Raw genomic sequence first — 13,242 nt, 5'->3', positions numbered from 1 at the left:
GGTACCCGGCCAGTCTGTCATGTTCCGGTGGGCATCTCACAGCAACGAGTGCAGGTACGTCACCGTCGCCGGGTCGGCCGGGAGGAAGGTCTCGATGGCCAGCTCCGCCACGGTCACGTCCATGGGGGTGTTGAACGTGGACACCGAGGAGACGAAGGACAGCACCCGGCCCCGGTGCTCGATCCGCATCGGCAGCGCGAAGCGGGCGGCGGCCCCCGTCCCGGGCTCCTCACCGGATTCGTCGTCGGGCGTCTCCGGCGGCAGCGGATACGCCGACACCTCCTCGTACAGCGCGCGCAGCGGCTCCGAGCGGTGCAGGGCGAGCTGCCGGCTCATCTGCTCCAGCAGATGCCCGCGCCAGGCGCGCAGGTTGCGGATGCGGGGCGCCATGCCCTGCGGGTGCAGGGTCAGCCGCATCGCGTTGAGCGGCGGCGCGAGCAGCGGCGCGGGGACTCCTTCGAGCAGCATCAGGACGCCCCGGTTGGCCGCCAGCACCTCGTACATCGCGTTCATCACCAGCGCCGGATACGGCTCGTAGCCCTGGATCAGCCGTTCCACGCCCTCGCGCAGGGCGGCCATCGACGGGTCGTCCAGCGGGGTCTGCGGGTAGTGCGGGGCGTAACCGGCCGCGAGCAGCAGGGCGTTGCGCTCGCGGACGGGCACGTCCAGGTGCTCGGCCAGCCGCAGCACCATCTCCTCGCTCGGCCGGGACCGGCCCGTCTCGACGAAGCTGACGTGCCGCGCCGAGGACCCGGCCCGCAGCGCCAACTCCAGCTGACTGAGCCGCCGTTGCTCCCGCCAGGCCCGCAGCAGCGGGCCCACGCCCGGATCGGGGACGGCGGGCGACCGGCCCGGGGCGCCGGTCGGGGCAGTGGTCGGGGCAGTGGTCATGCGGAGAACGTAGCCGAGGCGGCCGGGCGGAGGCCCGTGTTCCTCCGCCGGACCGGGGCCCGGACGACCCCGAACGCCGTTCGCGCGGCCGGACAGGTGTGCCTCCGGCCGTGCGAACGCCCGCTTGACCTGGGAACCGGCGGCGTCGCTGTGGCACGCTGAAAGGGACCGCGCATCACGGAGGGGCGTCGGGGAAGGAGTGGGTCATGTCTGTCGCACCCCTGTCGCGGGAGGAGATCGAGCACCGGCTGGCGGAGCTGCCCGGCTGGTCGCTGTCCGGGGACCGGCTCGCGCGCTCCTACCGCCTCGGCTCGCACTTCGCGGCGACCGCGCTGGTCGTCCACATCGCCCAGACGCAGGAGGAGCTGAACCACCACTCCGACCTCACCCTCGGCTACGACACCGTCTCGCTGACCGTCGGCACGCACAGCGCGGGCGGCGCCGTCACCGAGCAGGACTTCGAGCTGGCCCGCAGGGTGGAGGCGCTCGCGCCCGGCCACGGGGCGGTCTGAGGCGGGTGCTGGACTACGACAAGGAGGCCGGCGACTACGACGCCCTGCGCGGCGGCGAGCCCCGTGCCGAGGCCGCCGCCCGCGCCGTCCTGGGCCTCGTCCCCGAGGGCACCCGCCGGCTGCTCGACATCGCCTGCGGCACCGGGATCGTGACCCGGCGGTTCGCGGCCGCGCGGGAGGGCATGCGGGTCACCGGCCTCGACCTCACCCACGCCATGGCGAGCCGGGCCGCCGTCCGGCTGCCGGGATCCGTCGTGATCGGCGACGGGCGCCGGCTCCCCTTTCGTGACGGGGAGTTCGACGCCGTGACCAGCGTGTGGCTGCTGCACCTGCTGGGCGGACCCGAGGACGTACGGGCCGTGGTCGGCGAGTGCGCCCGGGTGCTGCGCCCTGGCGGTGTCTATGTCACCACCGTCGACAAGGCCGCCTCCCACAACGTGGGCAGCGACATCGACGCCGTGCTCGCGCCGCGCCCCCGGGCGCCGGCCATGGATCCCGCGGCGGCCGTCGAGGAGTACGCCGCCGAGCACGGGCTGGACGTCGCCGGGCACGCCCGTTTCCCCGGCCGGGGACAGGGCCGCAGCCCTCGCCGTACCGTCGCCGACCTGCGCCGCGGCTGGTTCGTGACCCTCCCGCCCGGCGATCCCCTCGCCGACGACTACGCGGTACGGCTGGCGTCCCTCCCCGACCAGGACCGCCCGCGCCCGGACCCGGAGTTCAGCCTCCGGGCCTTCCGCAAGTCCGCCTGAGCCGCCGAGGCCATGACCGGACGGGCGCCACCAGGGGCACCGGCCACCCCGGGGGCACGGGCCGAAGCGACCGAAACGACCGAAGTGGCCGAAGCGACCGAAGTGGCCGAAAGGCGCGGCGACGCGGCCGAAACGTGCGGCAACGCGGTCGGGAAGCGTGGCGACTGAGCTGCGGAACCCGTCCGTCCTCTCTGGAGGTTCGTCACGTGCAGCACCCGCACAGGCACCACAGACGCCGAGCCCCGCGCTCGCTGGTGACCGTGGCCCTCGTCGCCGCCGGACTCACCACCCTCTCCGGCCCGCCCGCCGAGGCCGCCACCGCCCGCCAGGTCGAGAACCTCGACCGGGGCCTGGTCAGCGTCCACACCGACGGCGGCAACCTGGTCGGCTGGCGCTGGCTGGGCACCGACCCGGACGACGTGTCGTTCAACGTCTACCGGGCCGGTACGAAGGTCAACTCCACCCCGGTCACCGGCTCGACGAACTACTTCCACTCCGGCGCCCCGGCCCAGGCCGACTACACGGTCCGCGCGATCGTCGACGGCGTGGAGCAGGGCGACTCGCCGCACGCGCTCCAACTCCGCACCGGCTACACGGACGTGCCGATCAGCCCGCCCGCCGGCGGGACCACCCCCGACGGCGTCGCCTACACCTACGAGGCCAACGACGCCTCCGTGGGCGACCTCGACGGCGACGGCACCCTGGAGTTCGTCCTGAAGTGGCAGCCGACGAACGCCAAGGACAACTCCCAGTCGGGCTACACCGGCAACACGGTCGTCGACGGCATCAAGCTGGACGGCACCCGGCTGTGGCGGATCGACCTGGGCCGCAACATCCGTTCGGGCGCGCACTACACGCAGTTCCAGGTGTACGACTACGACGGCGACGGCCGGGCCGAGGTCGCGATGAAGACCGCCGACGGCACCCGGGACGGTACCGGCGCGGTCGTCGGGAGCGCCACCGCCGACCACCGCGACTCCGGCGGCTACGTCCTGTCCGGTCCCGAGTACCTGACCATGTTCGACGGCCGGACCGGCAGGGCGATGCAGTCCGTCGACTACGTCCCGGCCCGCGGCACGGTCTCGTCGTGGGGCGACTCCTACGGCAACCGCGTGGACCGCTTCCTCGCCGGGACGGCGTATCTGGACGGCGCCCGCCCCTCCCTGGTCATGGCGCGCGGCTACTACACCCGTACGGTGATCGCGGCCTGGGACTGGCGGAACGGCTCCTTCACCCGCCGCTGGACCTTCGACACCAACTCCTCCACCAACTCCGGCCGGGGCTACGACGGGCAGGGCTCGCACAGTCTCTCCGTCGGGGACGTCGACAACGACGGCAGGGACGAGATCGTCTACGGCGCGATGGCCGTGGACGACAACGGGGCCGGCCTGTGGACCACGAGGACCGGCCACGGCGACGCCCAGCACCTGGGCGACCTCGACGCCTCCACCCCGGGCCTGGAGTACTTCAAGGTCTCCGAGTCCGCCTCGCAGCCCTCCGAGCTGTACATCGACCCCGCGAACGGCAGGGTCCGCTGGCAGCTCGCCGCCTGCTGCGACAACGGCCGGGGTGTGGCCGGCGACATCCACGCGGGCAGCGCCGGGCCCGAGATGTGGTCCGCCTCCGACTCCTCGGTCCGGGACCGGGCCGGGGCCGCGAAGGGCCGTGAGCCCTCCTCCGTCAACTTCCTGTCCTGGTGGGACGGGGACCCGGTCCGTGAACTCCTCGACGGCACCCGTATCGACAAGTACGGCACCTCCGGCGACACCCGTCTGCTGACCGGCTCCGGGGTCTCCTCCAACAACGGCACCAAGGCCACGCCCGCGCTTTCCGGCGACATTCTCGGCGACTGGCGCGAGGAGGTCGTCTGGCGCACGAGCGACAGCACCGCCCTGCGGATCTACTCGACCCCCGTCGAGACGAGCAGGAGGATCACGACCCTGCTGCACGACCCGATGTACCGCACCGGCCTGGCCTGGCAGAACACCGCGTACAACCAGCCACCGCACACCGGCTTCTTCATCGGTGACGGCATGCCGACGCCGCCCCGGCCGACGGTCTACGCCCCGTAGCCGGCCGGTCCGGGGGCCGGCCCGCCCCCGGACCCCGGCACGCCGTGCCGCTCAGCCGAGCGTCAGCGTCGCCTGGACGGGCAGATGGTCGCTGGGGTACTGGCCGTTCGAGGCGAAGGTGTTGATGGCCGCGCGGTGGGCCGTGACGCCCGGGGTGGTCAGGATCCAGTCGATACGGTCGCCGCCCGGGGTCAGCGGGCGGTAGCCGTGGAACGTTGCGTACAGGTCGGTGCGTTCGGCCGCCGTGTCCCAGGTGTCCACGAGCCCGGCGCCCAGCATCGTGTCGTAGACGGGATTGCGGTGGGCCGCCACGTTGAAGTCGCCGGTGACGACGAGGGGGAGCGACCGGTCGAACCCGGCGATGCGCCGGACGATCAGGGCGGCGGCACGGTCGCGGGCGTACTGGCTGAGGTTGTCGAGATGGGTGTTGAGGACGTAGAACTCCCGGTCGCCGTCCAGGAGATCGCGGAACCTGACCCAGGTGACCATCCGGATGGAGCCGCCGCCCCAGGTGTTCGAGCCGGGCACCTCCGGGGTGTCGGAGAGCCAGAAGTGCCGGTACTCCACCGGGGCGAGCCGGCGGGTGTCGTAGAAGACCGCCATGAACTCGTCGCGGTTGCCGCCCGCCCGGCCGGTGCCGATCCAGCGGTGGTTCCCGCCGAGGTCGGTCTCGATGTCGAGCAGTTGCCGGTGGAGGCCCTCCTGGGTGCCGATGACATGGGGCGCCTCCTGTCGCAGCAGGGCTCGCGTCACGGGTCTGCGGACGGCCCAGCTGTGGGGCAGGACGGTGTTCGCGTACCGCAGGTTGAAGGACATGGTGGAGAGCGGGGGCACGGGGGCCTCCTCTTCCGCCGCCGCGGCGGCCGGTGCGCTGGTCAGTCCGGTGGTGCGGGACAACGGCAACAGTACCGCCGCGGCCAGGGCGGTCTTGAGGCCCGTTCGGCGCGTGACGCGGCTGTGGTTCGGCACAGGGGCTCCTTCTGCGAAGGTCTCCGGGCGAGCCGTGCGTACACACTCAGAGATGCCCCTCCATGTTCGTCATGAACATGCAGAGAGAATGGGGTGTGGGGCCGACAGGACGGGGTCACAGGGTGCGAAGAGGGCGCGCGCCCGACCCAGGCGCGCGCCCTCTTCCTCTCGTCCTGCCCGGGTGTCAGGTCACCGTGCAGGACTGGTCACCGAGCTTGAACGCGGTCGGTCTGCCGTTCGTCCCCGACCAGCTCCCGGTGAAGCCGAAGCTCACCGACGCACCGGCCGCCACATTGCCGTTCCAGGCGATGTTCTTCGCCGTGACCGCCGACCCCGACTGGGTGTGGGAGGCGTTCCAGATCTGGGAGACGCTCTGGCCGTTGGGGAAGGTCCAGCCGAGGGACCAGCCGGTCCACGCGCTCGTGCCCGTGTTGGCGAGCCGTACGTCCGCCTGGAAACCGCCCGACCACTCGCCCGTGATCCTGTACGTCACCGCGCAGGCCCCCGACGGCCCGGGACCGGGGTCCGGATCCGTGCCCCCGCCCCCGCCCCCGCCGCCGGTGTCGGAGGAGTCGCCGTAGATGATCCCGCGCCCGTTCGTGGAGACGTAGACCCGCCCGTACACCCGCGGGTCCCCGGTGATCGCCGCTCCCGTCCAGCCCCACCGGTGGGCGTCGTCGTTGATCCGGGTCCAGGTCGCGCCCTTGTCCGTCGAGCGGAAGATGCCACGCACCCCGCCGATCTTCGCGCTGGTGTAGAGCGTCTGGTACGAGGCCCCCGGCGCCGCCTTGCCGAAGCCGATCGTGTCGGCCTGCTCGGCGCCGGAGAGCTTGGTGAACGTGGCTCCCGCGTCCGTGGAGTGCCACAGACCGTACGCGCCGTCCGACGCCCCGCCCGCCAGCCACACGTCGCCCTTGACCCCGGGCAGCGCCTTGAAGCGCACGCTGTCGCCGCTCGGCAGGCCGGTCGCGTTCGACGCGGTGAAGGTGGCCCCGCCGTCCGAACTGACGTAGAACTTGCCGGACTTGAAGCCGTAGAAGGTCTTCGGGTCCACCCGGTCGGACTCCACGATCGCGTCGGCCGGGATACCGCTCGACGCCGACCACGAGGTGCCGAAGCCCGTCGTGTACCGCACGCCCGTGCCCGCCGGGCTCCATACGAACCGGCTGCCGTCCGAGGCCGCCGCGACCGTACCGCCGCCGCTCACGCCCGACGGGTCGGTCCCGGCGAACCAGTTGGCCCCGTTGTCCGTGGAGAAGGCGATGTGCGGCCCCGAGTCCAGGTTGCCGACCCGCACGACCGTGTTCGGGCTGGTCTCGGCGAAGTCCAGACTGGTCGTCGTCGTGAAGTTCGGCTGGGTGAACATCATCGACGGGACCTTCGTCAGATCCGTGTGCCGGAAGCCGCCGACGTCACCGAGCGCGCTGAGCAGCGGGGCTCCGGACGGGGGCGAGGCCAGGTCGTTGACCGCCGTCTCCTCCAGCCCCCGCACCATCGGCTTGACGGTGAACTGGCCGCCGCTGTCCCAGTTCCCCAGGTTCTCCGTACCGTAGATCGTGGCGCCCGTCCCGTACATCATCCGGTTCGAGTCGAACGGGTCGATCTCCAACGCCTCGGTCATCCAGCCGAGTTTGGGCGTCTGCTCCGGCGGCGAGGGGTTGGCGCCCCAGGTCAGCCACGGGGAGGACGAGACATCCATGGTGAAGCGGTTCGAGCGGTTCGGATAGGAGGTGTAGTCCCACGCCCGCGTCCAGGTCGCGCCGCTGTCCGTCGAGCGGAAGATCTGGGTGTCCGGCCACCAGGAGCTGTAGGCCGTCGCCATCACCGTCCCCGGACGCTGCCGGTCGACGCTCAGCCCGCTGAAGCCGTAGTGGGTGTCGGCCTCGGCCACCGGGCTGATGTTCGTCCAGGTGCCCGTCGCGGTGGCGTACCGCCACAGCTGGCCCTTGCCCCCGTCGTAGGGCCCGCCCTTGTCGCTGTACGACAGGTACAGATAGCCCTTCGTCGCGTCCAGGACGCCTTTGTGGGCCAGGAAACCGGTCGGCTGGCCGGCCACCCGCGACCAGGTCGCGCCCGCGTCGGTGGACCGGTACACCGCGTTGTCCTTGTCGGCGACCCCGACGTACACGGTCTTCGTCGCGTTGCCGGACGTGCCCGTGGTCTCGTCGAAGGTGACCCAGACGATGCCCTGGTTGTCGCTGTTGTACCCGCTGGTGTCGGAGGGATCGGCCACGTAGTTGCCGACGTTGGGGAAGTTCGTCACCTGCGACCAGGTCGCCCCGGAGTCCGTCGAGCGCCACAGCCCCTTGCCGCTGGGCGCCCCCAGATACAGCACGCTGTTCTTGTTCGGGTCGACGGCCAGCCGCTCGCCCATGCCCCGGCCCGGCATGTTCCCGCCCAGCTTGAACGGCAGGGCGGCCTTCTGCCAGCTCGCGCCCCGGTCCGACGACCGCAGGACCGCCCCGTTGCCCGGGTCCCAGCTGTTGGTGTACGTACCGGCCGCCACGTACACCTTGTTCGGGTCGACGGAGTCGGAGGCGAGGCTCACGATCCCCGTGTGCCCCCAGTCGTCCCAGCCGACGGAGTCCAGCAGCGGGGTCCAGGTCTTCGACGACTCCACCCAGCGGTAGGCCCCGCCGATGTCGGTGCGGGCGTACGCGAGGTTCTTCTCCTTGCGGTTGAAGACGATGCCCGGCACGAAGCCGCCGCCGTCGATCCGGGCGTTCTTCCAGGTGTAGGTGTCGGCGGCGACGGCCACCGGCTTCTCGGCCTTGCTCGCGGCCAGCACGGGTGGGGATCCGGCGAGGAGGCCGGCCGCGAGGGCCAGGACGGTGGTGAGGACGCGGGTTCTTCGCAAGGTGGGGATCCTCTCCTGACGAGTGGGGGAGATTCTCAGAAAAGGGGACAGCGACCCCGCGCCCCCGATGGGGGCGCGGGGCGACTGCGCGACCGGTCACGGACGGCCGCGTCCGACGGCCGGCCCGGAGCTACTCCAGCAACTCCGCGTACGCACCCATGGCCAGGGCGATGTCCGCCTGGGCCCAGAACCGGTGGTACGTGAACGAGGGCGCGGCGCCACCGGCCAGGTACGCCTGGATCTTCGACCAGGCCGGGTCGTCCTCGTAGAACGAGCGGATCGACTCGAACGTCGACGACGAGTTGATCGCGTCGCCGTTCGGCATCGTGCCCGTCCACCCGCTCGGGACGTACACCCGGTCGTCGAACCGGTTGTAGTCCGTACGGGTCTCCGGGACGGCCACGCCGAGCGCGTCCTGGTGGTGCTGCCACAGGCCGTCGAGCAGCGCCTTGGCGACCCGGGCCGCGTCGGCGTCACCGGAGCGGTCGGCGTAGTACGTCAGCGTCTTGGCGTACGAGCCCGCCACGCCGACGTCGTCGGTGTAGTCGGCGACGGTGACGTGCAGCCCGCTGTTGGAGCCGGGGCTGGACGGGTTCCAGGTGTTCGGGGCGCCGGACCACTGGAGCGTGGAGGGGATCCGGTACGTCCCGTCGGGGTTGATCGTGGTCTTGGACAGCGCCCAGTCGACCCACTTGTCGAGGACCGTCTTCGCGGCGGCGTTGCCGGTCTGCTGGTAGTACTCGGCGACCCGCTCCATGGACCACGTCTGGAAGCCGAACCACTGGTTGGACGGCGGGTCGTGGTACACGGGCTTCTCGTCGTAGTACATGCCGTAGAAGGTCGGCGTCCCGGCCGGGGGAGTGGCGTACCGCCCCGCCCAGCTGTTGGTGGCGCCGCCCGCGATGGCGCCCTCGTTCGACTGGAGCCAGCGGTAGAACTCGACCTGGCGGTCGAGGGACTTGGCCCAGTCCGCCTGCCCGGTCGCCGACTTCGGCTTCAGCGGGGCGTAGTTGGCCAGCGCGTACGCGGCCATCGGGTTCTGGTAGCCGCCGTGCGCGTGGCTGGAGCCGATGCGCCAGGCCCAGCCGGCGTTGGTGTCGGTGGCACCGCCCCACGCGTAGTACCAGGAGAGCAGGTAGAAGGAGGCGTCCTTGCCGGTGCCCGCGGGGCAGGTGGTCGGCCCCACGCAGTTCCCGACCTTCTTGAAGTACTTGTCGTACATCGCGTAGCGCAGGTAGTCGCCCATCTTCGCGGCCTTGCCGACGGTCGCGGAGACGTCACCGCCCTTGCCCTGCTGCTTGGCCCAGACGTCCGCCCAGTACGCGGCCTGCACGGCGCGCGCGTCGGCGTCCGGGGCGTTGGTGAACTTCCACTGCTTGGCGTAGGAGGCGTCACGGGTGAACAGGTCCAGGTACCCGTTCCTGCCGCCGTACTTGAACTGGTCGCAGGTGGGCTGCGGGACGGTCTCCCACACCGACTCCTGCGGGCCGCGCTGGAAGGTGTTGATGTACGAGGGGCCGGTGTCCGACGGACCCGCCTCGCACTTGCCCGGCGAGTTGCCGTAGCCGTAGACGTTGTCCACGTCCTGCAGCCAGTGCATGCCGTAGACGTCGTCCGTGTTGTAAGCGCTCTTCAGCTCACCGGCGATGGGGTCCGAGCCGACCGAGACCGACGTGTTGAGCTGCGCCGGGTACTCATTGGGGGTGTCGTGCTCGGGGGCGTACGTCGCCGGCTTGTTCGCCGTGTAGAAGGAGTTGGTCGGCTGGTCGGCCTTGGTGGGGATCATGTACTTCTCCATGATCTCCCAGGCGCCGTTGAACTTGGACCAGTCGCCCGTCACCTTGCCGTACATGGCCTGCAGCCACAGGAGGTAGCTGTACGCCTCCGAGGTGGTCTCATGGCCGTGGTCCGGCGCCTCGACGATCAGCGTCTCCACCGAGTGGTACGGGATGCCCTCGGGGGAGAAGTAGCCGTTCGCCGGGTTGGTGATCTTCCCGTACAGCTCCAGGAAACGGGCGTCGTACACCTTCGACGCGGCCAGCTGCGTCACCGTCACCGCAGCCTTGGCGTGGCCGGTGGCCGTCGACTCGAAGACCGCCGAGCCCGTGCCCGAGGAGTCGGCCGTGACGGTCACCTTCTGGGCCGTGTTCCAGTTCGACGGCGTGAACGTCAGCGACGCGCCGCCCGTGACCGACAGGCCCGAGTTGCCGGAGGCCCGCGCGGTCGTCACCGTCACATTGCCCGAGGGCTGGGTCGAGAGCTTCACGTCGTACGTGCCCGTCTTGCCCTGCTGCACGCCCAGTTGCGTCGGTGAGACCACCACCGCGGGGCCCGAGGCGACCGTGATGCCGACCGGCGCGGAGTCCGCCGACGCGCCCAGGCTGTCGTACGCCTTGGCGACCAGCGAGTGGCTGCCCACGGACAGACCGGTGGCCGAGAAGGTGTACGGCGAGGTCGTGTCCGTGCCCAGCAGTTTGGTGTCGTCGTAGAACTCCACCTTGCTGATGGTCGCGTTGTCCGCGGCCGCCGCGGTGGCCGCCATCGGCACCGGGTCACCCTGCGAGTACGTGGCACCCGCCGTCGGGCTGGTCAGCACGGTGATCGGCGGCTGATGGGCACCGACACACGCGGTGCCGTTGACCGCGAAGCTGGTCGGCGCCGCGTTCGCGCCGCTGTAGGTGAACTGGGCGCCGGTGCTCACGGCGGCCCCGACGGCGATCGTGCCGTTCCAGGACGCGTTCTTCGCCGTCACCGACTTGCCGGACTGCGTCCAGGTGCCGCTCCAGCCGTTGCTGAGCGTCTGGTTGCCGGCGTAGGCGTAGGTCAGGGTCCAGCCGTTGATGGCTTCCGTACCCCGGTTGGTGATCGTCAGCTCGGCGGTGAAACCCGAGCCCCAGTCGTTGGTCTTGTAGTCGACGTTGCAGGCGACCGCGGCCGCGCTGGCGGACGTCGAGCCGGTGCCGAGCATCGTCAGGGGGAGGGCGAAGGCCGCGACCACGGCCGTCCACAGACGCCGCGAGGCACGGCGTCTCCGTCTGGGGTGCATGCTCTGGTTCCTTCCGTGCGGCTCTGGCGAAGGTGGGGGCGGAGCGGCAACAACAAGCCTTGAACCAGTGGGAGCGCTCCCATATTGAGGACGAGGGTGCAAGGGGTCAAGGTGTTTGAAGAGTCGAAAAGATTCGATCAGGGGAGAAAAGATTCATCGGGCGCAATAACGCAAGACCTCTGTCTTTTACCGTGACTTGGCGCTACCTTCACCAGCACCAGTGGGAGCGGTTCCACCAGTCGACGCGTTGGTCCCGGACGCGTCCGAGCTGCGAGGGACGCTCGAAGAACACCCCCCGTGTTCAGGTCTTTTACTCGCCTCGGCGACAGCGCGACGACTCCTCCTCGTACACCCCACTACGGAAGAGGAAACCCGCACTCATGAGCCGTACCAGAACAGCACTTCTGGCTGCGTTGGCGCTGGTCGCCGGCGCGGCCGGGACCTCCATGGCCGCCGTGCCGGACGACACCGGTGTGCAGGCGGTCCCCTGCACGGTCGACTACAAGGTCCAGAACCAGTGGTCGACCGGCTTCACCGCCGCCGTCACCATCACCAACAACGGTGCTGCCAAGTCCTCGTGGGCCGCGAAGTGGTCGTACGCCGGGAACCAGCAGGTCACCAACGGCTGGAACTCCCGGATCACCCAGAGCGGTTCCTCGGTGACCGCCGCCAACGAGACGTACAACGGCACGCTGGCCACCGGCGGTTCGGTCAGCTTCGGCTTCCAGGCCTCCTACAGCGGGAGCAACGCCCTGCCGGCGACCTTCACGCTCGACGGCGTGACCTGCAACGTCGACGACGGCGGTGGCGGCCCCGGTGAACCGGGCCCCGGCACGCCGGGCAGCAGGGTGGACAACCCGTACGCCGGCGCCAAGGTGTACGTGAACCCGGAGTGGTCCGCGAACGCCGCCGCCGAGCCGGGCGGCAGTCGGATCTCCAACCAGCCGACGGGGGTCTGGCTGGACCGCACCGCCGCCATCGCGGGAGCGGGCGGCAAGATGGGCCTGCGCGCCCACCTCGACGAGGCGCTGAAGCAGAAGGGCTCCGGCGAACTCGTCGTCCAGCTGGTGATCTACAACCTGCCCGGCCGTGACTGCTCGGCCCTCGCCTCCAACGGCGAGCTGGGCCCGACGGAGATCGACAAGTACAAGACGCAGTACATCGACCCGATCAAGGCGATCCTCGCCGACTCCAAGTACGCCGGCCTGCGGATCGTCACCACGATCGAGATCGACTCGCTGCCCAACCTCGTCACCAACGTCGGCAGCCGCCCGACGGCCGTGCCCGCGTGCGACGTGATGAAGGCCAACGGCAACTACGTCAAGGGTGTCGGGTACGCGCTCAACAAGCTGGGCGACGTCCCCAACGTCTACAACTACGTCGACGCCGGCCACCACGGCTGGCTCGGCTGGGACGACAACTTCGCCCCCTCCGCCGCCATCATGAAGGAGGCCGCGACCGCCGAGGGCGCCACGGTCAACGACGTCCACGGCTTCATCACCAACACGGCCAACTACAGCGCCCTGAAGGAGAACAACTTCACCATCAACGACACCGCGGGCGGCAAGTCGGTCCGTGAGTCGAAGTGGGTCGACTGGAACCGCTACGTCGACGAGCTGTCCTTCGCCCAGGCCTTCCGCGCCCAGGCGGTCTCGGCGGGCTTCAACTCCACCATCGGCATGCTGATCGACACCTCCCGCAACGGCTGGGGCGGCGCCGCCCGGCCCACCGGACCGGGGGCGACGACCACCGTCGACACGTACGTGGACGGCGGGCGCTACGACCGCCGCTTCAACACCGGCAACTGGTGCAACCAGGCCGGAGCCGGTCTCGGCGAACGGCCGAAGGCCGCCCCGGCGACCGGGATCGACGCCTACGTGTGGATGAAGCCGCCGGGTGAGTCCGACGGGTCCAGCTCCCTCATCCCGAACGACGAGGGCAAGGGCTTCGACCGCATGTGCGACCCGACGTACACGGGCAACCCGCGCAACAACAACAACATGTCCGGTGCCCTGGGGAACGCCCCGATCTCCGGGAAGTGGTTCTCCGCCCAGTTCCAGCAGCTGATGCAGAACGCGTACCCCGCGCTCTGAGTCCGCTCCGCTGAGCCGGTCCGCCAGGGGCAGTCACACTTCCCCCACCCCCT

8 protein-coding genes are annotated in these 13,242 nt (G+C 70.5%); 4 read left to right on the top strand and 4 right to left on the bottom strand.

What is annotated here, in order from left to right; genetic code table 11:
- Positions 1-36: 36 nt before the first annotated feature.
- Positions 37-891 carry a helix-turn-helix transcriptional regulator gene (locus PYR72_RS11915; protein WP_275455308.1) on the bottom strand — a complete coding sequence of 285 codons (855 nt, stop codon included), beginning with the start codon at positions 889-891 and terminating at the stop codon, positions 37-39.
- Between the two features lie 206 nt (positions 892-1,097).
- Here PYR72_RS11915 and PYR72_RS11910 point away from each other — a divergent pair, with 206 nt between their 5' ends.
- The 3 genes from PYR72_RS11910 (at position 1,098) to PYR72_RS11900 (ending at position 4,224) form a co-directional block, all read left to right on the top strand.
- Positions 1,098-1,403: a 4a-hydroxytetrahydrobiopterin dehydratase gene (locus PYR72_RS11910; RefSeq protein WP_275455307.1), complete on the top strand. Its 306-nt coding sequence runs from the start codon at positions 1,098-1,100 to the stop codon at positions 1,401-1,403.
- Positions 1,404-1,408: 5 nt separating this feature from the next.
- Complete coding sequence (locus PYR72_RS11905; protein WP_275455306.1) at positions 1,409-2,152, top strand: class I SAM-dependent methyltransferase; 744 nt, start codon at positions 1,409-1,411, stop codon at positions 2,150-2,152.
- Positions 2,153-2,358: 206 nt separating this feature from the next.
- Entirely contained in the window at positions 2,359-4,224 is a 1,866-nt protein-coding gene (locus tag PYR72_RS11900; protein WP_275455305.1) for a rhamnogalacturonan lyase, read from the top strand.
- A gap of 51 nt (positions 4,225-4,275) precedes the next feature.
- Here the strand turns inward: PYR72_RS11900 and PYR72_RS11895 are convergent, their stop codons facing one another.
- The 3 genes from PYR72_RS11895 to PYR72_RS11885 form a co-directional block, all read right to left on the bottom strand.
- The gene (locus PYR72_RS11895) at positions 4,276-5,193 is read right to left on the bottom strand and encodes an endonuclease/exonuclease/phosphatase family protein (RefSeq protein ID WP_275455304.1); all 918 of its coding nucleotides are present in this window, start codon (positions 5,191-5,193) and stop codon (positions 4,276-4,278) included.
- A 184-nt stretch (positions 5,194-5,377) separates the two neighbouring features.
- Positions 5,378-8,050: a cellulose binding domain-containing protein gene (locus tag PYR72_RS11890; RefSeq protein ID WP_275455303.1), complete on the bottom strand. Its 2,673-nt coding sequence runs from the start codon at positions 8,048-8,050 to the stop codon at positions 5,378-5,380.
- Positions 8,051-8,180: 130 nt separating this feature from the next.
- Positions 8,181-11,096 (bottom strand): glycoside hydrolase family 48 protein, encoded by a 2,916-nt coding sequence (locus PYR72_RS11885; RefSeq protein WP_275455302.1) that lies wholly within the window; start codon positions 11,094-11,096, stop codon positions 8,181-8,183.
- Between the two features lie 380 nt (positions 11,097-11,476).
- Here PYR72_RS11885 and PYR72_RS11880 point away from each other — a divergent pair, with 380 nt between their 5' ends.
- Entirely contained in the window at positions 11,477-13,189 is a 1,713-nt protein-coding gene (locus PYR72_RS11880) for a glycoside hydrolase family 6 protein (RefSeq protein WP_275455301.1), read from the top strand.
- Positions 13,190-13,242: the final 53 nt, after the last annotated feature.

It is taken from the genome of Streptomyces sp. VNUA24 (genome assembly GCF_029167005.1).
Taxonomy (GTDB): Bacteria; Actinomycetota; Actinomycetes; order Streptomycetales; family Streptomycetaceae; genus Streptomyces; species Streptomyces scabiei.
This window is presented reverse-complemented; position numbering and strand designations above follow the sequence as displayed.